The sequence below is a fragment of the Stenotrophomonas sp. SMYL89 genome (assembly GCF_036319985.1).
Taxonomy (GTDB): Bacteria; Pseudomonadota; Gammaproteobacteria; order Xanthomonadales; family Xanthomonadaceae; genus Stenotrophomonas; species Stenotrophomonas maltophilia_Q.
Window position 1 is genome coordinate 1 of record NZ_JAWIRW010000018.1, and the last position, 22,525, is coordinate 22,525.

The 22,525-nt window shown below is 67.2% G+C and carries 21 protein-coding genes; 7 read left to right on the forward strand and 14 right to left on the reverse strand.

The window, feature by feature from the left end; genetic code table 11:
- Both V3B41_RS17330 and V3B41_RS17335 read left to right on the forward strand, forming a co-directional pair.
- Positions 1-200: IS110 family transposase (locus tag V3B41_RS17330; protein WP_329861714.1), on the forward strand; the 200-nt coding region annotated here is incomplete at its 5' end.
- A 119-nt stretch (positions 201-319) separates the two neighbouring features.
- On the forward strand, positions 320-1,765 hold the full coding sequence (locus tag V3B41_RS17335; RefSeq protein ID WP_100443678.1) for a GGDEF domain-containing protein: 1,446 nt from the start codon (positions 320-322) through the stop codon (positions 1,763-1,765).
- Between the two features lie 277 nt (positions 1,766-2,042).
- Here the strand turns inward: V3B41_RS17335 and V3B41_RS17340 are convergent, their stop codons facing one another.
- The 6 genes from V3B41_RS17340 to V3B41_RS17365 form a co-directional block, all read right to left on the reverse strand.
- A complete protein-coding gene (locus tag V3B41_RS17340; protein WP_329861724.1) occupies positions 2,043-2,609 on the reverse strand; it encodes a DUF3916 domain-containing protein in 567 nt (188 codons plus the stop codon).
- 211 nt (positions 2,610-2,820) lie between these two features.
- Positions 2,821-3,159, reverse strand: a complete 339-nt coding sequence (locus tag V3B41_RS17345; RefSeq protein ID WP_107232087.1) for a hypothetical protein — start codon at positions 3,157-3,159, stop codon at positions 2,821-2,823.
- 77 nt (positions 3,160-3,236) lie between these two features.
- Positions 3,237-4,178 (reverse strand): DegV family protein, encoded by a 942-nt coding sequence (locus V3B41_RS17350; protein ID WP_049428227.1) that lies wholly within the window; start codon positions 4,176-4,178, stop codon positions 3,237-3,239.
- 94 nt (positions 4,179-4,272) lie between these two features.
- A complete protein-coding gene (locus tag V3B41_RS17355; RefSeq protein WP_049428225.1) occupies positions 4,273-4,905 on the reverse strand; it encodes a 2-hydroxychromene-2-carboxylate isomerase in 633 nt (210 codons plus the stop codon).
- A gap of 20 nt (positions 4,906-4,925) precedes the next feature.
- Positions 4,926-6,188, reverse strand: a complete 1,263-nt coding sequence (locus tag V3B41_RS17360; protein WP_049428222.1) for an amidohydrolase family protein — start codon at positions 6,186-6,188, stop codon at positions 4,926-4,928.
- Complete coding sequence (locus V3B41_RS17365) at positions 6,188-7,525, reverse strand: amidohydrolase (RefSeq protein ID WP_295546840.1); 1,338 nt, start codon at positions 7,523-7,525, stop codon at positions 6,188-6,190. Before V3B41_RS17365 ends, V3B41_RS17360 begins: the two co-directional genes overlap by 1 nt.
- Before the next feature lie 219 nt (positions 7,526-7,744).
- Here V3B41_RS17365 and V3B41_RS17370 point away from each other — a divergent pair, with 219 nt between their 5' ends.
- Complete coding sequence (locus V3B41_RS17370) at positions 7,745-8,521, forward strand: AMP nucleosidase (protein ID WP_005414446.1); 777 nt, start codon at positions 7,745-7,747, stop codon at positions 8,519-8,521.
- 43 nt (positions 8,522-8,564) lie between these two features.
- Entirely contained in the window at positions 8,565-9,104 is a 540-nt protein-coding gene (locus tag V3B41_RS17375) for a DUF924 family protein (RefSeq protein ID WP_049428215.1), read from the forward strand.
- Positions 9,105-9,223: 119 nt separating this feature from the next.
- On the opposite strand, the gene grxD is transcribed toward V3B41_RS17375, so the two are convergent.
- Positions 9,224-10,150 carry a Grx4 family monothiol glutaredoxin gene (gene grxD, locus V3B41_RS17380; protein WP_295546817.1) on the reverse strand — a complete coding sequence of 309 codons (927 nt, stop codon included), beginning with the start codon at positions 10,148-10,150 and terminating at the stop codon, positions 9,224-9,226.
- A gap of 59 nt (positions 10,151-10,209) precedes the next feature.
- Here grxD and V3B41_RS17385 point away from each other — a divergent pair, with 59 nt between their 5' ends.
- The gene (locus tag V3B41_RS17385) at positions 10,210-10,989 is read left to right on the forward strand and encodes a polysaccharide deacetylase family protein (protein WP_049426661.1); all 780 of its coding nucleotides are present in this window, start codon (positions 10,210-10,212) and stop codon (positions 10,987-10,989) included.
- A gap of 163 nt (positions 10,990-11,152) precedes the next feature.
- Here V3B41_RS17385 and V3B41_RS17390 read toward each other — a convergent pair whose 3' ends face one another.
- The 3 genes from V3B41_RS17390 to V3B41_RS17400 are packed head-to-tail and all read right to left on the reverse strand — an operon-like array spanning position 11,153 to position 13,772.
- Entirely contained in the window at positions 11,153-11,872 is a 720-nt protein-coding gene (locus V3B41_RS17390; protein WP_295546820.1) for a class I SAM-dependent methyltransferase, read from the reverse strand.
- Between the two features lie 4 nt (positions 11,873-11,876).
- Positions 11,877-12,494 (reverse strand): SGNH/GDSL hydrolase family protein, encoded by a 618-nt coding sequence (locus tag V3B41_RS17395; protein ID WP_049426659.1) that lies wholly within the window; start codon positions 12,492-12,494, stop codon positions 11,877-11,879.
- Positions 12,495-12,497: 3 nt separating this feature from the next.
- Positions 12,498-13,772: a pyridoxal phosphate-dependent aminotransferase gene (locus V3B41_RS17400; protein ID WP_197633258.1), complete on the reverse strand. Its 1,275-nt coding sequence runs from the start codon at positions 13,770-13,772 to the stop codon at positions 12,498-12,500.
- Positions 13,773-13,886: 114 nt separating this feature from the next.
- Here V3B41_RS17400 and rsgA point away from each other — a divergent pair, with 114 nt between their 5' ends.
- Positions 13,887-14,996, forward strand: a complete 1,110-nt coding sequence (rsgA, locus tag V3B41_RS17405; protein WP_049426657.1) for a ribosome small subunit-dependent GTPase A — start codon at positions 13,887-13,889, stop codon at positions 14,994-14,996.
- 123 nt (positions 14,997-15,119) lie between these two features.
- On the forward strand, positions 15,120-16,373 hold the full coding sequence (locus V3B41_RS17410; protein WP_049426656.1) for a flavohemoglobin expression-modulating QEGLA motif protein: 1,254 nt from the start codon (positions 15,120-15,122) through the stop codon (positions 16,371-16,373).
- 319 nt (positions 16,374-16,692) lie between these two features.
- Here V3B41_RS17410 and V3B41_RS17415 read toward each other — a convergent pair whose 3' ends face one another.
- The 4 genes from V3B41_RS17415 to V3B41_RS17430 all read right to left on the reverse strand — a co-directional run bounded on the left by V3B41_RS17415 (position 16,693) and on the right by V3B41_RS17430 (position 22,522).
- Positions 16,693-18,987, reverse strand: coding sequence for a TonB-dependent receptor (locus tag V3B41_RS17415; RefSeq protein ID WP_049426906.1), 2,295 nt, complete (start codon positions 18,985-18,987; stop codon positions 16,693-16,695).
- Between the two features lie 226 nt (positions 18,988-19,213).
- Entirely contained in the window at positions 19,214-19,954 is a 741-nt protein-coding gene (gene phbB / locus V3B41_RS17420; protein WP_012481221.1) for an acetoacetyl-CoA reductase, read from the reverse strand.
- Positions 19,955-19,978: 24 nt separating this feature from the next.
- Positions 19,979-21,307 (reverse strand): CitMHS family transporter, encoded by a 1,329-nt coding sequence (locus tag V3B41_RS17425; RefSeq protein ID WP_005419191.1) that lies wholly within the window; start codon positions 21,305-21,307, stop codon positions 19,979-19,981.
- 75 nt (positions 21,308-21,382) lie between these two features.
- Positions 21,383-22,522, reverse strand: coding sequence for a porin (locus tag V3B41_RS17430; protein ID WP_134735771.1), 1,140 nt, complete (start codon positions 22,520-22,522; stop codon positions 21,383-21,385).
- Positions 22,523-22,525 lie beyond the last annotated feature (3 nt).

The following is a 22,525-nucleotide window of genomic DNA, read 5'->3' on the forward strand; positions in this document are numbered from 1 at the left end:
TGGCGGCCATGGGCCTGACCCGATCCAAAGGCGGCAAAGCCCTTTATACGGCCATCCGCGAACGTGGCCACAGCAGTACCGCCAGCTTTAACATCCTGGCCAGAAAGCTGGCCAGGATCGCCTGGGGAGTCTTCAAAAGCGGTCGGGACTTTGACCCAGCCATGCTGAAAGTGGGTCAAGCCTGCTTCCAGCAGGCTTGACCGCGAACATAGGATCTCGGCTCTACGGTTGCGCGCCGCTTTTCCGGTGGTGGATCACACCATCGTGGCGCCGCCCCGGGCTATCGTGCACCCATACGGCCTTGCCGATCGGGGGATGCATGCCGGTAGTGCTGGCGCTGCTGTATGTGCTGTGCCATGGCCTGGTCCTGGCCATGTGGCCGGGGCCGGTCGGTGCGGGTTCCTTCGTGTTCCTGACCGCCGCCCCGCTGCTGGCAGCCGCCGCCTGCCTGTGGCGGGCGCGCCGCGACAAGGCGGCGCTCGGCTGGCGCGCCACGGCAGCGGCGCTGCTGCTGTGGGCCGGCGGCATGGCCTTCAACATGATCGACGCCCTGGGCGCCGGGCGTGCCGATTTCACCCCGCGCGCAAGCCTGTTCCTTTACGTGCTTTACGGTGTGCCCCTGGTGTTCATCCTGGCCCGGGCGCGCCGGGAACGGGTCAGCATCAGCCTGATCGATGCGGCGATGGCGGCGCTGCTGGGCGTGCTGTTCTTCGTGCACGCGCAGTCGTTTGCCGCCCGCGTTGACATCGACGACCACGCGCTGTCCAACATGCAACGCATGTTCGATATCCAGAACCTGTGCATCGCTGTGTTCGCGGTGGTGCGCTGGCTGGCCGGCGACGTTCCCGAGCGGCGCACCTTTTTCCGCGCGCTGGCGATGTATGCGGTGACCTACCTGTTGGTGGCGTACTACATCAACCACTACACCTCCGGCGATGCGTTCGGTGCCTATGCCGACCTGCTGATCGATCTGCCGTTCCTGCTGCTGGCGCTGCTCGCGCTCAGCCAGGCACCGGCGCGGGTCCTGGCGCCGCATCCGCGGATGGCGCGCACGGTGCAGGCGGCGGGTCCGATGATCCTGCCGCTGCTGCTGCTGGTGGTAGGCACGCTGGTGGTCGACCACGCCCGGCCCCTGGCCGTGAGCGGGTTCGTGGTGGCGACGCTGGGGTTCGGCCTGCGCAGCATCCTGCTGCAGGTGGACCTGATGGAACGGCAGGCCTCGCTGGATCAGTTGGCGCGCCAGGATGGCCTGACCGGCGTGGCCAACCGGCGCGAGTTCGACGCGCTGCTGCTGGCCGAGTGGAACCGCGCACGGCGCAGTGGCACCGAACTGGGCCTGTTGCTGCTGGATATCGATCATTTCAAGGCCTTCAACGACCGCCACGGCCATCCCGCCGGCGACCGCTGCCTGCAGGCCGTGGCAGCGGTCCTGAAGGCGAGTGCTGGCCGCGCCGGTGACCGTGTTGCGCGCTACGGCGGCGAGGAATTCGCGGTGATCGTGCCCGGAAGTGCGTTGTCGGGCGTGCTGGCACTGGCCGAACGCCTGCGCGAGGCGGTGGCGGCGCTGCCGCTGCCGGAAGGGTCGGTCAGCATCAGCATCGGCGTGGGCTATTTGCATCCGCCAGCGATGGCCAGCGCCGACCAACTGCTGGCCGATGCCGATGCCGGCCTGTATGCCGCCAAGCGGGCCGGCCGCAACCAGGTGGTCCTGCATGCGCACGTGCTGGATGACGAGGGCAACGCGCACGGAACCATGGATTGCTGAGCAGGCCAGCCCGTCACGCGCTGCTGCCCGTTGCCGCCAAACCGCCTCATCCTGTTCGGCCAGGCCAATCCGGCTCGCCGCTGGTCGTACAGAACCAGCCTGTTTGGGGTTCCGGCCATCCAAGGACATCGCGCTGTACAGTCAGACCGGGGCTGCGATCGTGCGCATAGCGCTGTACCGCGCGCTGGGTAGCGGCCGCCACTACCCGGCGGTTCGGTAGTTGCCAACCTTGGTTGGCAGCGCTTCCCGGAAGCGCCGACCGAGCTTGCGTCCTCGTTCACCGACGCCTGTCGGCGACCTCGCCGTAGAACCAGTATTCCTGTTCCAGACCGTCATCGTGGTCGGTGGGAGGAATGCTGACCTGCACACCTCGCTCCTCAACGCCTTGGGGTAGGACGAGCTGCCATTCGGCGGAAAGGCTGCGCGAGGTGATGGCGGTGACCTGGCCATCCGCTGTCGAGGCGACGTGGCCCTGGAAGTACGTTTCGTCCAGGTAAAGGCAAATCTCGCTGGAGAACATCCCCGGCTGGGCGATGCAGCAGGTTACCCGCACAGTAGCCTGTGAAGCGGGCCGCGACTGGATCAGATTTGCGCAGGCGCTGATGAGCGATTGGGCGCAGGCACGCTGGATTCTCAGGGTGGTGGCCGGGCCTTCGATCAGACCGGCTCGGGTTGGAACCTTGTAGTTCCAGTAGCGAGCTTGACTGCCCAACTCCTCTGGCGAGGGAAACGCACCACTGAAGCAGTCAGCCCAATGCTGCAGGTCGCGTAGTCGGCGTGGGGCATCGCGCAGCTTCTTCTCGCCGCGCGTACCCGGCCGGGTGATCGCATCTCTGTTTCTCATTCCCACAGTGTGCCAGCCACATGCGCGGCGCGTTGGAAAGCGCCAACCAAGGTTGGCATCTACCGGAGCATGCCTCGGAAGCGCCGGGCCATGTTCGGCGGCGCGTCAGTAGTGGCCAACCTTGGTTGGCAGCCGTTTGTGCAAGCGCCAACCAAGGTTGGCGTCTACCAGAGCATGGTCAGCGCCGGGCCATGCCCGGCGGGCGGGTGCCTCAACGCACGTCGCGTAGTTCCCAGTGGCTGCCGGCCAGCAGGCGCAGGCGCTGCTTGAACACATCGCTGTCGATGCGGGTGGTGGCCACCAGGTTGATGCGCAGGTCCTTCTGCTCGCCGGTCACGGTGGCGTCCGGATCGGTCACGCCCCACTGCGGTTCCACTGCATCGGGATCGGGCTGCTTGGCCTTCCAGCGCTCGAACAGCGTGCCGCTGCGCAGGGCATTCTGCAGCTCTTCGGCGAAACCGGCGGCGCCCTGCGAGTGGAAGGACAGGTCAGGGTCATTGCCACGGGCCTTGGACGGGTCGGGCAGGCTGATGTGGTACTGCGCAGGCATGGAGTTCTCCTTGAAGTGCGGCAAGGCTGGCACAGTGGCGGTGGAATCGATGTGCAGATTCCCGCCACGGTCGACCTTCATTCAAACCGATGTGGCCCATCGGCAAAGCCCACGGTGACCGCGCCCTTGCCGACATTGACCATGCCGGTCAGGCTCATCACCGATTCGTACACGGCCACGCCATGGGTGGCGCAGACCTCCTTCAACTGGGCGTAGCCGGGCAGGGTACGCAGCTCGTCCAGCTCACCGCCGTAACTGACGCACACCGTTGGTGTCATCAGCCCGGCACGCACGCGCTGGCCGACCACCGCGAACAGCTTCTGCACCGCGTTGTCGAAGCCTTTGATCTTGGCGACCGGCCCGGTTTCGCCGCGATAGCCGTGCAGCACCGGCTTGATGTCCAGTGCGCTGCCCAGCGCCGCGCTGAGCAGGCCGACACTGCGGTCGCCCTTGTGCCGTGCACGCGCACGCATGTAATACAGGTCACGGGTCACCATGTAGCCGTGCACGTTGCCAGCCAGTTCCTCCAGCCGTTCGCGGATCTGCTGCACGCTGGCGTTGCTCTCGCGCAGGCGCACCGCTTCCACCGCGGTCACCGCCTGGGCAGCGAACAGGTTCTGGGTATCGAGCACGCGCAGCGCGAACGGTGAGTTGTAGCCTGCCGCCTGGCGCACCGGCTTGTAGTCGTTGAGGATGGCGAAGCTGGCCTGCAGCGCGTTGTCATGGATCGGGCTGCGGGTCTTGGTGATGGTCATGCAGAACACGTGGTCGTAATCGATCACCAGCTGCTGCAGGAACAGGTCGCGGATCTGGTTGACACTGAAGGGAATGGTTTCCGCCTCGGCGCCGTGTTCGGCCACGTGCGCGTGCAGGAAGCTCAGCGTGGCCTGCTCATCGCGGTGATCGGCCAGCACGGCTTCGCCGATGCGGACGGTGATCGGCAGCAGCACGATGTTGTGCTCGGCAATGAAGTCCTGCGGCAGGTCGCAGGCCGAGTCGACGACGATTCCGATGCGCATCCGCGGCTCCCCCTCCAGGGCGGTTGTAGATTCGGAAACGTGAAATCTATCTCAAAACCAGAGCCCGCGCCCGAGGGAAAGGCGTCACCCCTGTTCAGCGATTGCGTTGTACCGCCATCGGCAGGCTGTCGAGGCGTTGCCATTCAGGCTGCTGCAGCAGGGTGGGATCGGCCAGCACTGCGGCCATCAGCGGATGTGCGTCGTTGCCCCAGAACAGTTCGTCGCCGATGGCCAGGGTGGGTACCCCGAACACGCCGGCCGCGATCGCGGCCTCCGTGTTGCGCCGCAACTGTTCCTTGACCGCCGGGGCGGTGATGGCGCTGGCGACATCCTCGATGCCCAGCTGCGCACCCGGTTCGCGCAGGGCCTCGGCGCTGTCACCGGCATGGCCGTCGCGCCAGATCCAGTCGAACAGCACGTCCACCGCCTGTGCGCTGGCTCCGACGGCCAGGCACAGGCGCAGCGCCGACAACGGATTGAACGGATGGCCGGGCGGGAAGCGCATCGGGGTGCCCTCGGCCTGCGCGGTCCACTGCAGGTGGCGGTAGGCAAAGCGGCGCTTGGCGGGGATTTCCGCCGGGCCCAGGTTGCCCAGGTGATGCAGCACCGCACCGAAGGCGATCGGCACCGGCTGGATTTGGCCGACCTGCGGCAGCCGCTTCAGCTTCTGCCAGTGCAGGTAGGAATAGGGTGAGACGAAGTCGAAATACCAGCGCAGCGTGGCCATGAGGGTTTCCTTGAAGGCGGTCAGGGCTGCGCGTTGCGCTGCAGGTAGCGGTCACGCAGGTCAGTCTGGCGCGAGCGCATCGGCATCGCACGGCCACCCAGCCAGACCTGTTCGGCATAGTGCGCCACGTCCAGCGGGTCGCCCTCCCACAGCACCAGGTCGGCGCGCTTGCCAGGCTCGATGCTGCCGATCTGGTCGGCCACGCCGAACGCCTGTGCCGGCACCCGGGTCAGCCCGGCCAAGCCGTCGGCCCAGGGCAGGCCGTTGGCCACTGCATTGCCGGCCAGCTGGCGCATCTTGCGCGCGTTGTGGGTGGCGTCGCCGCGCTGCACGAACGACACCGGCACGCCGGCACGTTGCAGGCGCGCGGCGTTTTCCAGGGTGGCGCCGATCTGGTCGAAGCTGGCCGGGAGGTTGGCCAGCACGTCAACGAACACCGGCACCTGTGCGGCGGCAAGCTCCGGCGCGACCTGCCAGGCTTCGCCGGCACCGGCGATCGCGATCTTCACCTTCTCGCGCGCGGCCCAGCGCAGCAGCTGGCGGATGTCCGAGGCACGATCGACCTCCACCACGATGCGGCCCTGGCCGGCCAGGTAGCGGCTGAGCGTGCGGCGGCCGGCCGGGGTCAACAGCGCGTGCGGCGAATCCGCAGCCACCTGGCCGCGTGCTTCGTCGACCATCTGCTGCAGCAGCATCCATTGCGCGGCGCGCGAATGCCCGGTCAGCTCCGATGCCGCCGAGCCCAGGCGCAGGAACAGCGCGCGCGGACCGATCGGGTCGACGCTGCCATCCAGCCGCATCACGCCGCCCTGGCCGGCCACGAAGCCGCCACCGGTGGCGGCGCCGAGTGCGGTGAAGCCGAAGCCCTCCAGCCGCGTCACCGGGATCAACACCGAGGCCGGGTTGTAGGCCAGGGTGACGTCGAATTCCGGGCGCAGCGGCTGCTCGCCGAGCTTCAGCGAACTGTCCACCGTGCTCGATTCACCCGAGACCTCTTCGATGCCGGTCTCGGTGATGCCACCGAACAGGGCGGGGGTCAGCGGCCGCTCATTGGCTTCGACAACGATCGCCCCGGCCGGCGCGGACAGGCCGGGGCCGACCGCACGGATGATGCCACCCTGGACCAGCACATCGGTGTTCTGCAGGCTGCCGCGTGCGCTGGCCGTGTGCACCGTTGCGTTGCGCACCAGCAGGTCCTGTGCCGATGCCGTGGTTGCCAGCAACAGCAATGCCACCACGGTCGCGCCGGGCCATGCCCGACGACGCTTGTTCAACGCGCCCATCAGCGCACCTCCTGGCCAAGCTGGAAATCGGAACGCGGCGTGCTCGCTGGCGCGCCACGGTCGTACAGCCGGCGGCCATCAATGAAGACCTGCTCGGCCAGCGCGTAGGAACTGAAGGGGTTGCCGTTCCACACCACCACGTCGGCCATCTTGCCGGCCTCCAGGGTGCCGGTCTGGCCTTCGATGCCCAGTGCCTTGGCGGCGTTGGCGGTCATCCAGGTGATGGCGTGTTCGGGCGTGATCTCCGGCATGCGCGCGCGGCGCGCGGACGCCATCACCTTGGCCGCTTCCTGGTTCAGGCGCTGGATGCCCTCGGGAGAATCGGAATGGACGATGGCGCAGCTGTTCTTCGGGCGGTCGACCAGCGCGATGTTCTCCTGGATGCCGTCGAAGGCTTCCATCTTGAAGCCCCACCAGTCGGCCCATAGTGCGCCGCAGACGCCGTCGGCGGCTAGCCGGTCGGCCAGCTTGTAGGCCTCCACGCCGTGGTGGAAGGCGGCCACCTTGAAGCCGAATTCCTTGGCCAGGTCGAGCATGGTGGCCATTTCGTCGGCGCGGTAGCAGTGGATGTGCACGCGGATGTCGCCTTCGATGGCGCCGGCCAGCGTGTCCAGCTTGAGATCGCGCTTGCCGCCGGCATCACCGGCGCTGTCGCCCTTGTCGCTGCCGAACCAGCCCTTGCGCTTGGCCGGCTTGGTCTTGGCGATGTAGTCGGCGGCATCGATGAAGGCGGCACGGTAGCCGGCCACGTTGCCCATGCGCGTGGCCGGGGCCACGCCCTTGCCCTCGCCGTAGACCCGCTTGGGGTTCTCGCCGCAGGCCATCTTCAGGCCCCACGGTGCGCCGGGGAACTTCATCGCCTGGTAGGTGATGGCCGGGACGTTCTTCAGGGTCACGCCGCGGCCGCCGACCAGGTTGGCCGAGCCGGGCAGCACCTGCATGCTGGTCACGCCGCCGGCCAGCGCCGTGGCGAAGCCCGGGTCCTGCGGCCACACCGAGTGCTCGGCCCAGACATTGGCGGTGACCGGTGCGGTGACCTCGTTGCCGTCGCTGTGCGCGCCAACGCCCGGGCTGGGGTAGACACCCAGGTGCGAATGCACGTCGATCAGGCCGGGGGTGACCCACTTGCCCTGTGCATCAATGCGGGTGACGCCCGCATCGGCCTGCAGCTGGCGGCCAACGGCGACAATGCGGCCGTCGCGCAGCAGTACGTCGGCGTTGTCCAGGCGCTGGCCGGTACCGGTCAGCACCGTGGCGTTCTGGATCAGCACCGGCGCATCAGGATGGGCCTGGTAGGTGCTGGGGTAGGGATCGGCGACGAAGCGCGAGGCGCCCATCGCCGGTGCCGTGCTCAATGAAAGCAGCGCCAGTGCCACCCCGGCGCGCAACAACGTCGATGCCATGCAGTTTCCTTCGCGGCGTGATCCAGCCGCCGACGCTAGCCGGGCCGCGGCGCGCTGCCAAGTGACCTTCTTCACAGGCTGGTCGATGGCGGCTCGACGGCACCGCCCGGCTGGCCGAAAATAGCCGGTCCCCCGCCGTACCGGTCCCCGACCATGAAGAGCAAGCAGGAAATCGTCGACAACTGGCTGCCGCGCTATACCGGCGTCCCCCTCGACCAGTTCGGCCAGCACATCCTGCTGACCAACTTCGGCGGCTACCTGCACACCTTTTCCGAGCTGACCGGTGCGCCCGTCATCGGCCTGGACCGGCCGATGGCCAGCGCCACGATCGACGGCATCACCATGATCAACTTCGGCATGGGCAGCCCCAATGCCGCGATCATCATGGACCTGCTGTCGGCAGTGATGCCCAAGGCGGTGCTGTTCCTGGGCAAGTGCGGTGGCCTCAAGCGCAAGAACCAGCTGGGTGACCTGGTGCTGCCGATCGCCGCGATCCGTGGCGAGGGCACCTCGGGCGATTACCTGCCGCCGGAAGTACCGGCGTTGCCGGCATTCGCGCTGCAGCGTGCGGTCTCGACCATGATCCGCGACCTCGGCCACGACTACTGGACGGGTACCGTCTACACCACCAATCGCCGGGTCTGGGAGCACGACGAGGCCTTCAAGGAGCGGCTGCGGGCGATGCGCTGCATGGCCATCGACATGGAAACGGCCACGGTGTTCGCCGCCGGCTTCGCCAACCACATCCCCAGCGGCGCGCTGCTGCTGGTCTCGGACCAGCCGATGATCCCCGACGGGGTCAAGACCGAGGCGTCCGATGCCAAGGTCAGCTCCCAGTTCGTGGAAAACCATATCCAGATCGGTATCGAGGCGCTTAAGCTTATCCGGCGCAACGGCAAGTCGGTCCGCCACCTGCGCTTCGACGAATGATGATGATGGCCTGGCGCGGCGCGCCGGCCCTGGGGAGTAGGTGATGGACGTTGCCGCGCAAGTGGTGGAATTCTGGAAAGAAGCGGGCCCTGCGAAGTGGTTCGCCCGCGACGATGCGTTCGACGCGCAGTTCCGCCAGTTGTTTCTGGATGAGCATTTCGCCGCGGCCGCGCGCGCGCGCGAGCATTGGCTGGGCAGCGCCGAAGGGGCGCTGGCGCTGATGCTGCTGCTGGACCAGTTCCCGCGCAACTGCTTCCGTGGAACCGCCCATTCCTACGCCACCGATGGCCTGGCCCGGCACTACGCCATGCGCGCCATCGAGGAAGGTCTGGACCTGCAGCTGGTCCCGAAGCTGCGCGCCTTCATCTACCTGCCGTTCGAGCACTCCGAGGATCCGCTGGACCAGGACCGTTCGGTGGCGATGTTCGACGTGCTGGGTGACAAGGAATACCTGCAGTACGCCGAATTGCACCGCGACATCATCCGCCGCTTCGGTCGTTTCCCGCATCGCAATGCCGTGCTCGGTCGCTTGCCCACGGCGGAAGAGCTGGATTACCTGGCCGAAGGCGGGTTTGCCGGGTAGGTCCACGCCATGCGTGGATGCAGAAAACGCCGGCGAATGCCGGCGTTTTCTGTGCTGGGGTCAGAGCCCTTTCCTGCGGAAAGGGATCCGACCCCAAGTCGACCCCATGCCGGGACCGGTCAGTACTTCGGCACGCCGTTGTCCACGTCTTCGGACCAGGCATTGATGCCGCCGGTGACGTTGAACACCTTGGTGAAGCCCAGTGCACGGAACTGCTCGGCGGCCTGCGCGCTGCGGCCACCGTGGTGGCACAGGAAGGCCAGTGCGGTGTCCTTCGGCAGGGCTTCCAGCTCCGCACGGCCGTTGCCGTCGAAGCTCCTGAACGGCACGCCGACGGCGGCGATGGCGCGCTCGTCGGCCGGACGCACGTCCACCAAGGTGATGTTGCCGGCACGCACCTGGTCGTCGGCATCACGCACGCTGATTTCCTGTACCGGCTTCGGTGCGTTCGGGTTGTCGATCGCCAGGCCCTTGCCGCGGATGTCGTCCACCCAGTCGATGGTGATGCCGTTGGCGCGACGGGCGCTGGACAGGTCGAACTGCACGCGCAGGCCGTTGGACTCGGCAGCGATCGCGCCTTCGTCATGCGGGGCCAGCTGGAAGTTCGGCTGGAAGCCGGCGTCGATGCTCAGCTGCAGGGCAGCGCCCGGAGCGTCGGCCAGCGCGCCCTTGAGCATTTCCACGGCGGCCGGGGTGACGGTGATGCTCGGCGGGGTGCGGTCCGGTGCGGCCAGGCCCAGCACGCTGCTCAGCTCGCCGCTGGCGGCCATCTGCAGCACGATGTCGCTGCCGCCGACCAGTTCGCCGTCGATGTACAGCTGCGGGATGGTCGGCCAGTCGCCGTAGGCCTTGATGCCTTCACGGATTTCCTGGTCGGCCAGCACGTTGACGTGGGCGAACTCGACACCGAGGTCCTGCAGCGCGCCCACGGCCTTGGCCGAGAAACCACACTGCGGCATCGACGGCTGGCCCTTCATGAACAGCACGACGCGGTTGGCGTTGAGGATGGATTCGATGCGCGAACGCAGGGCGGGATCGAGGGACATGGACGTCGGGGTTCCGGGAATTCGAATCATCAATTCTAACCCCCATGGCATCATGGGGGATGAGCAACGCAGGAACATTGCATCGCATCCCGGCCCGCCCCTGGCGCTGGCTGCCCTGGCTGGTGGCGTCGCAGCTGGCCGTGATTCTGGTCTGGGTACAGGCTGGGTGGCACTGGGGGCTGCCGCTGATGGTGGCCAGCCATGCGCTGTTCATGGTGCCGGTGTTCCTGCCCAACAGCCGTTTCTACGCACCGGTACTCAGCCGGGTGCCGGACGCTGGCAACAGTGTCTGGCTGACGATCGATGACGGCCCCGGCCCGGAAACCCGTGCCGTGCTCGACCTGCTGGACCGCCACCAGGCGCGTGCGACCTTCTTCCTGGTGGGGGACCGTGCGCTGGCGCAGCCGGAACTGGTGGCCGAGATCCTGCGCCGTGGCCACGATCTGGGCAATCACAGTCTCAGCCACCCGCAGGCCCGCTTCTGGCGCCTCGGCCCAGCGGCGATGCGGGCCGAGATCGAAGGCTGCCAGCATGCACTGCAGGCCCTGAGCGGGCATCCGGTGCGCTGGTATCGCTCGGTGGTGGGCATGACCAACCCGTTCGTGGCGCCGGTGCTGAAGGCGCTGGGCCTGACGCGCGTGGGCTGGAGCGCGCGCGGTTACGACGGCGTCGGCTGCACCCCGGACAGCGTGCTGGCGCGGTTGCTGCCGGACCTGCGCCCAGGGGCCATCGTGCTGCTGCACGAGGGCGCCGCCCACGGCCACAATCTGGTGATCATCGAGCGCGTGCTGCAGGCGCTGGAAGAGCGCGGCTTGAAGGTGCAGCTGCCTGACTCGTAGCACCGGGTTCTGGCCGCGTGGAGCAGCCGAGCGTGGGCTCGGCTCTACAGGAATGGTCGCGAGAAACACATTGTAGAGTCGAGCCATGCTCGACTCCGCCATGTATGCCATCCACGCATGGCGTGGATCTACCGCAACAGCACAGCCGAGCGTGGGCTCGGCTCTACACCTCAGGGCGTTCGGCCACCAGCAGCCAGCTGTTGAAGGGCGTACGCCCATGCAGCGGCCGGGGGGCGGTCACCTGCAATCCCGCTTCGGCAAGCGTCGTCTGCAGTACCCGTGGATCGGGGTAGTGGCGCGGGCGCGTGCCCATCCAGCCGACCAGCCAGGCCAGCCGGTCCGCCACCCGCGTGGTGCGGTCGCGGCCATCGCCGGTGGCAAGCGGTGTGCGCAGCAGCAGGCGGCCGCCGGGTGCCACCTGCTCGCTGGCGGCGTGCAGCAGCGCCTGTTGCGGGCCCGCGTCCAGGTACTGCAGCACGTCCAGCAGCAGGACGTGCCCGGCCTGCGCCGGCAGTGGCGCCTGCACGTCCACGCAGTCGAAGTGCACGTCATGCAGCCCGGCGGCGGCACGTTGCGCGCGGGCGATCTTGCCGGCATCCACGTCCACGCCCAGGTAGGGCTGGGTACCGCCACGCTGGCGCAGTACATGGGCGAACAGGCCCAGCCCGCAGCCCAGGTCCAGCACCGGCTGCCCGTCGTCAGGCAGATGCTGCAGCACGCCGTCGTACAGCGGATCGCTGCCGAGCTTGCTGCGGGTGTAGTAGTAGTCGCGGCGGTTGCCCCAGGCCTGCGCCGGGCGGAACGCTTCGGCGATCAAGCGGGCCTGCGGGGCCGTCAGGGGAGTACAGGGCAGGGGCGGGCCGTTCCGTGGCGTGCCGTCCATCGCCTCAGTCCGTGCCGCCAAGCAGATGCGCGGCAACCGGCAGCGCGCGCGCGCTCCACAGCGCGTACATCCTCGCCGAGGGGTGCAGCCCGTCTTCGGCGATCATCGTCGGTTGGTCGCCCTGTGCGCGGCTGATGTCGGTGATGTCGACGAAGGCCACGCCGTGCCGGGTGCTGATCACTTCGGCGGCGGCATTGAACTCGTCGGTTTCGATCTCGATCGCGGCCAGGTCGCGGCCACTGCCGGCACCGAACGGGGTGGCACCCCAATCGGGGAAGGACAGCACCAGCACGCGGCCGGTATCACCGCCGGCGAAGCCGATCGCCCGCTGCAGCAAGGCCTGGAACTGGTTGCGGTACTCGTCCAGCGGACGCCCGCGATACTGGTTGTTGACGCCGATCAGCAGGCTGACGAAATCGAACGGACCCTGCGGTGCGGTCGCGTCGATACCCGCGTCGAGCTCGTCGGTCGTCCAGCCGGTGGTCGCAATGGTCTGCGGGTTGGACAAGTCGATGCCCTGCGCACGCAGCGCAGCGGCCAGCTGGTGCGGCCAACGGCCTTCGACTGCAACCGCTTCACCGATGGTGTACGAATCGCCCAGCGCCAGGTAGGACAACGCCACGGCTCAGGCCACCGAGCGGCGTGGCTTCATCGGCACGACCTTGGTCGCGTCCTCGGCACGGCGCGCCAGCACGCGGTTGATGCGGGCGAACACATCGCGCATCACTGAGGCTTCCGGCAGCAGGGTCACGCGGAAATGATGGCGGTAGGGCACGTTGAAGCTCGAGCCCGGCACCACCAGCACGCCTTCGTTGTTCATCAGGTCCAGTGCGAAATTATGGTCGTCGAAGCCCTTGGCGGCGGCGCCGATCACGGCCGGGAACGCGTACAGCGCGCCAGCCGGCGCGACCAGTGACAGGTGCTCGCTGGCTTCGCACGCTTCGATCACCGCGCGGCGGGTTTCATACAGGCGGCCACCGGGGGCGCACAGCTCGGAAATGGTGTCCGGGCCATTCACCGCAGCCTCGATGGCGTACTGCCCCGGCACGTTGGCGCACAGGCGCAGCGCACCGAGCAGGTCCAGCGCGGCGCGGAAATCGCCCAGGCGCGCGTCGTCGCCGCTGAGGTGGGCCCAGCCCACGCGCCAGCCGCAGGCGCGGTGCACCTTGCTCAGGCCGCTGAAGGTCAGGCACGGGTGGTCGCCGGCCAGCGGCGCGACCGGCTGGAACACCGCATCGTCGTACAGGATCTGGTCGTAGATCTCATCGACCAGCAACAGCAGGTTGTGGCGGCGCGCGATCTCCACCACGCGCTCCAGCAGTTCGCGGGGGTAGCTGGCGCCGCTGGGGTTGTTCGGGTTGATCAGCACGATGGCGCGCGTGCGCGAAGAGACCAGGGCCTCGATCTCGCTCGGGTCCGGCTGGAAGCCGTTTTCGGCGGCGCAGCGGTAGTACACCGGGCGGCCATCGTTGAGGATGGTCGAGGCCGACCACAGCGGGTAGTCCGGCGAGGGCACCAGCACTTCGTCGCCCGGGTTGAGCAGTGCGCGCAGCGACAGGTCGATCAGTTCGCTGACGCCGTTGCCGACGAACATGCGGTCCGGGTGCGCATCGGGTGCACCGCGGCGGGCGTAGTACGACGCGATCGCTTCGCGCGCCACCGGCAGGCCCTGCTGGTGGGTGTACGGGTCGGTGCGGCCCATGTCGTCGGCGATCGCGCGCTGCAGGTGCTCGGGCGCGCGGAAACCGAAGTTGCCCGGGTTGCCGATGTTGAGCTTGATCAGCTTGCGGCCCTGCGCCTCCAGCTCCCGGGCTCGCCGCGCCAGTTCTCCGCGGATTTCGTAGCGCACTTCGGAAAGGCGCTCGCGGATGGCCAGGGGCTTGGGCGAGGAGGTGGACATGGGGTATGGGCCGTCAAAAGGCATGGGGCTTCCATCCTACCGGAATTGCTGCAATGCATGGCAAGGGCTCCGGGCCCGTCACTGCTGGGCTGGCAGGGCGCCGGCACAGGTAGAATGGCGGCGATGACCCAGACCCCCGATTTCATCGCCCTGCAGACCATCGGCTGGCCCTGGCCGGGCCCGGCGCAGCAGGCCGACTGGCAGGCCGCGATGGCCGCGCACCCGCAGGCCCGCCCGGCACGGGTGATCGAACAGCACCGCACCCACTACGTGGTGGCCGATGGCCCGTACGCCTCGATCAAGGCCGAGTCGCTGCCCGAATGGCAGCGCCCGCGTTTCCCCAGCCATGAACGGCCGGCGGTGGGCGACTGGGTGCTGCTCGACGGCATCCGCATCGTCGCCCTGCTGCCGCGGCGTACCGCGATCAAGCGCGGCGCGGCCGGCGAGCATTACCACCAGCAGGTGATCGCGGCCAACATCGATACGGTGTTCATCGTCTGCGGGCTGGATGCCGACTTCAATCCGCGCCGCATCGAGCGCTACCTGCTGCTGGTCGGTGGTGGTGGTGCCGAACCGGTGGTGGTGCTGACCAAGGCCGACCAGACCGAGTACAGCGAGGACGCACTGGCGGTGCTGGAAGAGCTGGAGATGCAGGGCATTGCCCTGCATGCGATCAACGGCCTGGATGCCGGAAGCGTTGCCGTGCTGCAACCGTGGCTGGGCCCGGGCCGCACCGTGGTGCTGGTCGGTTCCTCCGGTGCCGGCAAGTCCACGTTGACAAACACGCTGCTCGGCGAGCAGCGGATGAAGACCAACGCGGTGCGCGCCAACGATTCGCGCGGCCGCCACACCACCACCCATCGTGCGCTGATGCCGCTGCCGATGGGCGCCTGCCTGATCGATACCCCTGGCATGCGCGAGTTGAAGCCGACCGGCGAAGAAACACTGTCCGAAGGTGGCTTCGCCGATATCGAAGCGCTGGCGGCACAGTGCCGCTTCAACGACTGCAAGCACCAGCAGGAACCGGGCTGCGCGGTGCGTGCGGCGATCGAGGCCGGTGAGATCGAAGAGAGCCGGCTGCTGAACTACTTCAAGCTGAAGGAAGAAGTGGCCGCCGCCGCCGCCAAGCTGGCCGTTCGACAGGCCGAGACCGCGCAGGAGCGCGGTGGCAGGAAGGGCAAGGGCCAGCAGTTCCGCCCGGCCGGAAAGCCGCGTAGGCGGTAGCAAGGCAGCCGAGCATGGGCTCGGCTCTACAACGGTTGCATCCTGGGACACCCTGTAGCGCCCGAGCCGATGCTCGGGCGGCGGCGCACAGCGCCGGATACGGCAGGGCGCTATAGTCCGCCCATGGAACCGACCGCGACGCTGGACCGTGACGTGGCCCACCATGCAGCGCTCGATGCGCGCCTGGTCGAGGCCGTGGGAGGCATCCGCCTGCTGGGCCTGACCAGCTGGCCGGCAACGCTGCAGGCGCCGTTCCTGGAAAGCGTGGCTCGTGGGCAACCGGTGCTGCCGAAGGTGGACTACCCGAGGCTGGATTTCAGCGAGGAGCGCCGCGCGCTGGCGGCGATCTCTGCCGACTGCGACGACAGCCACCCGCTGGGCCACTACGTGCAGCAGTCGGCGCAGAGCTGGGACCTGGCCGCGCAGCTCTTGGAAGGGCTGGGCACCGCCGTCGTCGATACCTGTTCGGTGCAGCTGTTTGGTGCGCCCGAGCAGCCGCTGCCAGGCAATGGCCCGAGTACGCGCGAAGCGGCGCGGCACTTCATCCAGATCGCCGCCGAACTGGACCACGAACTGCTGGCGCCGGAAGAGCAGGTGCCGGTCTCGGCCATCGCCCTGCAACTGCAACTGCAGAACGACCTCGATGCGTTCTTTGAATCGCGCATCATCCAGGTGCAGCTGGACCCGGAACTGGTCTCCAAGGCCGCCGCCGGTCCGACCCGTATCCGCCTGCGCACCAGTGCGCGCTTCAGTGCCTACGACCGTGCGCAGCTGTTCCACCACGAAGCACTGGTGCATTCGCTGACCGCTTTGAACGGCCGCGAGCAGCCGGTGCTGCCCAGCCTGGCGCTGTCGTCGCCACGGGTGACGGCAACCCAGGAAGGACTGGCTACTTTCGCCGAACAGATCACCGGCAGCATCGACATCGAGCGCCTCAAGCGCATCAGCCTGCGTACCGAAGCGATTGCAATGGCGCGCGAAGGTGCCGATTTCATCGAGGTGTTCCGCTACTTCTGCAATGCCGGGCAGAACGCCGAAGAGAGCTTTGCGTCGGCACAGCGCGTGTTCCGTGGGGTGCCGCCGAATGGCGGCCTGGCCTTCACCAAGGACACGGTGTACCTGCGCGGCCTGGTGTCGGTGCACACCTTCTTCCGCCACATGCTGGCCGAGGACCGCCTGCAGGTCTGCCGCTGGTTGTTTGCCGGCAAGATGAGCCTGGCCGATGCGATTGCCTTCGCGCCACTGTTCGAAGCGGGTGTGCTGAAGCCGCCGCGCTGGCTGCCGCACTGGGTGAGCCGGGCGAACGGCCTGGCCGGGATGCTGGCGTTTTCGCTGTTTGCCAACCGGATACGGATGGACCAGCTGGCGCCGGAATGAAATGCGTTGGCGGATTGTGGCGTCTTGATTGATATCGGGGAGAGCGGGAGGCTTGCGCTGGCCAGGACACGCCGCAAGTACGTCCCTGTAGGCTCGGCCACGGCATCCATGCCGTGGACGGTCCTGGCCAGCGCAAGCCTCCCGCTCCAGACAATTTCCCGCGAGACGGCCAGCAGTCCACCAGAGGGATTGCGCTTGAAGAGCTTGAAAAGCAGAGAGCCGGGCAATGCCCGGCTCTCTGCTTTTGCTTTTGCTCTTGCTTTCCATTGCCTCCGCGCCATGCAGAAATACGCAATGCGCCGCAGCGCCCGCTTCTGACTTAGAACTCCGCCGCCACCGTCATGAACAGCTGCCGCGGCGCGCTCGCATGGATCGCATACCGCGTGCCCTTCGGATCGGTCGGTGCGAACGAACTCAGCTGGCCCGCATAGCGCTTGTTGGTCAGGTTGGTCGCATTCAACGACACCCGCACGTTGCGCAGGCCCAGGCCCGGGCCGAAGTCGTAGCCCGCACCGGCGTCGAAGGTGGTCACGCCCGGCACAGACTGGTCGTTGGTGTAGGTGTAGTAGCGCTTGCCGGTGTACTTGGCACGCAGGCTGGCGAAGAAGCCGTCGCGGTTCCAGCTGATTTCACTGGAGGCCATGCGCTGCGGCGTATCCACCGTGATCTTGCCGGCTACCGGCACGATGGCGCCGCCCGAGGTGTAGTCATCCTCGTAGGTGGTCTTGTTCCAGGACAGCGCGTTGTACCACTGCAGGCCGTCGATCGGCTTGAGGATGAAGGTCAGCTCCGCACCGTGGCTCTTCACCGAACCGACGTTGATGAAGCGCGTCACGCACTCCGGACGCGTACCGACTTCGATGCTGGAACACGGATTCAGCGACAGCAGGCGGTTGTCGAACTTCACGTTGTAGGCGGCGATCGAGGCCTGGTACTTCTCGCCAAAGGTACGGAAGCCGGCTTCAAGGCTCTTGGACTTCTCCGGCTCCAGGCCGGCGCTGGCCGCGAACGATTCCGGCGACACCTGCAGCGGGCCACCGCTGCCGCCACCGACGAAGGCGGCGATGTTCTCGGCGTACGAGGCGAACAACTCGTTGTTGGCGTTGAGCTTGAAGCCCAGGCCTACCTGCGGCAGCACCGATTCCCTGGCGGTCAGCGTGCCCGAGGCGATGCTGGTTTCCACGCCCGGCTTGGCAGTGGCGCGCATGCGGGTGTTGGGGCTCTTGATGCCCACGTCCACAGTCAGGCGCTGGTCCAGGAAGCGCATGCGGTCCTGCACGTAGAACTGGCGCGTGCGGATGTCGAAGTCCTGGTTGAACAGCAGGCGGTCCGGGTTCTTCAGGTACAGGTCGTCCAGGAACGGGCCGCTGATGTAGTAGAAGTTGCGCGAGACGTTATGGTCGTTCTGCTCGTACCACAGCCCGGCCTCCAGTTCGTGGATGCCCACCGTCCACGACAGCGCGGCGGTCAGGCCATCGCGGTTGATCGTGTAGTTGGTGCTGCGGATCGAGATCGGCAGCATCTTGTCGGTGCCCGGGTAGGACGGCTGGCCCGGTGCCCACCAGTGGCCCTGACCACGGTTGTCATGGTGGTAGGCCAGCAGCTTCAGGCGACCCTGCTCACCCAGACGCAGGTCGGCATCAACCGAGTACAGGTTGTCGTCGCGCAGCGCACGGCTCTGGTAGTAGGCATCGTCGATGCTGGTGACGCCGCCACTGAACTTGCACTTGCTGCGGTCAAGCGTGCCCGGTGCGCAGTACGCGGCAGCGACGGCGCGATCCCAGTCCGGTGCGTAGATGTTCCAGTCATAGCCCAGGCCGCGGGCCAGCATGTCCTTGGACAGGTAGGCGTAGTTGGCCTGGCTGGCGCGCGAGGTGGCCACGAACGCACCGAAGCGGTGGTCGCCGACATTCCACACCGCCTTGGCATTGAACTGGCGGGTGGTCTGGTTCTGGTACGGCGCGGCCCACATGTCCTGGTCCTGGTGCACGCCGGACACATAGGCCGAGAAGCCGTTGAGGTCGCCGGTATCCACGCGCAGGTAGCCACGGCGCTGGTTGTTGTCGCCGACGGTGACGCTGGCGCGTCCACCGAATTCGGTGGACGGGTCCATCGAGAAATACTGGATGGTGCCGCCCAGGTTGCTGGTCGAGGCCACGCCCAGCGAGCCGATGCCCTGCGACAGTTCGGCGCCAGCCAGGTTCTCGGCGATGATCGCGCGGGCGATGCTCAGGCCGTTGTAGTTGCCGTAGCTGTTGTCACCCAGCGGAATGCCATCGAGCGTGTAACCCAGCCGGCTCTTGTCGAAGCCACGCAGGCTGATGGTCTGCGATTCCTCATTGGCACCGAAGGCATCGTTGGACTGCACCGACACGCCCGGCAGGCGGTCGAGGATCTTCTGGCCACTGGTACCCGGCGGCAGCACCTGCTTGTCGACGGTGGTGATGCGCTGCACCTGGCGGGTCTCGCCCTGGCCGATCACTGAGACGGTATCCAGCGTCTGCGCGCTCAGCGCGGCATCGGTGCTGGCGCCGGTATCGGCGGTGGTGGCAGCGTGGGCGCTGGCGGCGGAGAGCGCGATCGCCACGGCGATCGTCAGGTATCGGGTCTGCATGGTGGTCCGTTGCATTGGGGGTGGTCACCGGCACGCGTGCGCGGTGCTTGGCCACTATGCGAACGGAACATGAAACCTTCTTTACGAAAAACCAACGAACGGTGCAGGACCGGCGCAGGTCTGGCAGCCGAATGAAAAAAGGGGCCGGATCCCCCTCGCAAGCAAAGGTTCACCGGCCCCGCGCACTCCGTGGGGGAGGCGGTCCACGCATTGCGTGGAGACGGGCTCAACCCATGTACAGGCCGCCGTTGACCGGATAGTCGGCGCCGGTCACGTACGAGGCTTCGTCCGAGGCCAGCCACGCGCACAGGCCGGCCACTTCTTCCGGGCGACCGAGGCGGCGCACCGGTACCGAGGCGGCCAGCCGGTCCAGCACGTCCGGCGGGAAGCTGCTGATCGCCTGGCTGGCAATGTAGCCCGGCGACAGCGTGTTGACGGTGACCCCGCGCGACGCAACTTCGGCAGCCAGTGCACGGCTGAAACCGTGCATCGCGGCCTTGGCGGTGGCGTAGTTCACCTGCCCGATCTGGCCCTTGTGGGCGCTGACCGAACCGATGTTGATGATGCGGCCCCAGCCACGCGTGGCCATTCCATCGACCACCTGCTTGGTCAGGTTGAACAGCGAATTGAGGTTGGACGCGATCACCGCGTTCCAGTCTTCCACCGTCATCTGCCGGAACAGCAGATCGCGGCTGCCGCCGGAATTGTTGACCAGCACGTCCACCTCGCCGACCTCGGCACGCACCTTGGCGAACGCGGCGCTGGTCGAGGCCCAGTCGGTGGCGTTGCCCTCGGAGGCAATGAAATCGAAACCCTGTTCGCGCTGCTCGCGCAGCCAGTTGGCCTTGCGCGGCGAGTTCGGCGCGCAGCCGGCAACCACGGTGTGGCCGCTGCGGGCCAGGCTCTGGCAGATGGCAGTGCCGACACTGCCCATTCCACTGGTGACGTAAGCGATTCGAAGCGTCATTGCAGAAGGCTCCTTGGCAAGGGGTCAGGCGGCTAGGGGATACAGGCCGAACAGCAGGCTGCCGATCATCAGCAGCATCGAGATGGCGATGGCCCACTTCAGGGTGAACTTCTGGTGGTCGGCGAATTCGACCTTGGCCAGGCCCACCAGCAGGTAGGTAGAGGGCACCAGCGGGCTGAGCAGGTGCACCGGCTGGCCGGCCAGCGAGGCGCGCGCCATCTCCACCGGGGTGATGCCGTAGTTGCCGGCGGCCTCGGACAGGATCGGCAGCACGCCGAAGTAGAAGGCGTCGTTGGACATGAAGAAGGTGAACGGCATCGACGCCACGGCGGTGATCACCGCCAGGTACGGGCCCCACGATTCCGGAATCACCGCCAGGAAGCTGTGCGACATGGCTTCGACCATGCCGGTGTTGTTGAGGATGCCGGTGAAGATGCCCGCGGCGAAGATCAGCGACACCACCGACAGCACGTTGCCTGCATGGTTGACCACGCGGCGGCGCTGCTCGGCCAGGTTCGGGTAGTTGATCACCAGCGCGATGGCGAAGCCGACCATGAACAGCACCGGCATCGGCAGCACGCCGATGATCAGCGCGGTCATCAGTGCCACGGTCAGGGCCAGGTTGACCCACAGCAGCTTCGGACGCTTGATGTCCTCGGCGTCTTCCACGGTCGGCAGCGGATTGCTGTCGTCGGACACGCTGTTGTCCATCCAGCTGCCGCCCTTGGGCAGGGTCACCACGCCAAGGCGACGGCGTTCCTTCAGGCCCAGGTACCAGGCCAGCAGCAGCACACCGGCACAGGCGATCACCATCGACGGGATCAGCGGCACGAACACATCAGCCGGATCCACGTGCAGCGCGGTGGCCGCACGTGCGGTCGGGCCGCCCCACGGGGTCAGGTTCATCACGCCGCCGGCCAGGATGGTCACGCAGGTCATGTTCAGCGCGTTCATGCCGAGGCGCTGGTACAGCGGCAGCATCGCCGAGACGGTGATCATGTAGGTGGTCGAGCCGTCGCCGTCCAGCGAGATCAGCATCGCCAGCACCGCGGTGCCGAGCACGATCTTCATCGGATCGCCCTTGACGAAGCGCAGGATCACCCGCACCAGCGGATCGAACAGGCCGGCATCGATCATCACGCCGAAGTAGAGGATGGCGAACATCAGCATCACGCCGGTCGGCGCGATCTTCTTGATGCCCTCCAGCATCATCTCGTCGATGCCGGCGCCGAAGCCGCCGATCAGCGCGAACAGGATGGGAATGGTGATCAGGGCCACCAGCGGCGACAGCCGCTTGCTCATGATCAAGTACATGAACGTAATGACCATGCCAAAGCCGAGGATGCTCAGCATCATCTGCGGACTCCTTGCGAATACAGGACGTGGGGGAGTGGAAGGGGCCCGGGCGGCATGCCCGGGAATTCGGGCTTAGAAGTCGTACTGCAGGCGGCCGGTGACCGCGCGCGTGCGGTCCACCGTCACCCCGGCAAGGCGGTCGCGGTTGCGGCTTTCGATCACGTTGAGCATGAAGCGCAGGTTGTCGCGCAGGTACCAGTTGCCACCCAGCGTCCACGCCTCGGTGCTGCCGCGGCGCAGGTCCGGCGCACCATCGAGATGCTGCGCGCCCCACATCTGGTCGTAGCGCAGCGCCACTTCGAACGCGCCGGCCTTGTGGCGGATATCCTTCACCCGCGCGAAGCGGCCGGTCTTGCGGTCGTAGGCGCGGCTTTCGCCGGTGACGAACCAGCTGACCATGCCGTAGGCGGCCATCACGTCGCCGCGCTGCGCACCGTCATCGAAGGTGGCGCCACTGAACTCGCCCTGCCACGACAACGGGCCGCGCACCTGCGCGTACTCCAGCGACCATTTGTTGACGTCGGTATCGCGGCCGGCCGAGAAGTCGACCAGGGTCAGGCGGCTGTTGTCGGACAGGTGGCCGGCCGGGCGCGGACGGATCTTCAGGCCCGGAACGCCGTTCGCGCCCGGATTGTCATAGGCCTCGCGGGCCAGCGACAGGCCCAGGTGCAGCACGTCGCCATCGGCGGGCGAGGGCGCCCAGGTGACACGGCCACCGGCAGCACGCCCCTTCACCTGCCAGGCGTCGATGCTTTCCAGGCTGTAGATGCTGGCGGCCCAGGTGAAGTCACCCGGATTGGCCTGCCACGACGCGCCCAGACGGTACAGCGGCGCCAGCGTGGTGCCGGCATTGCCGCGCTCCAGGAAGCTGCCGTAGTTGGAGCTGGTGCGGTCATCCAGCGAGAAGTACTGCTTGAACTGGCCGACGGTGAGCTTGCCGGCCTTGCCGAAGCTGCGCGCCAGGTACACGTCCTTGGCCTCGACGCGGTCGCCGGAGAAATCGGCCTCCAGCTTGTAGTCGACCACGAAGAACTTGCCAGACACGTCAACCCACGCACGGCGGATTTCGGTGTCGTCCTTGTTCGGGGTGCCGCGGTTGTCGTTGTCGAAGGTGGCGAAGTCCAGGTGCAGGCGGCCACCCAGAGTGGCGGTGACCGGACGGTCGTCTTCGGCAGCGAAGGCCGGCGCCGACAAGGCAGCCAGCGCCATCATGGC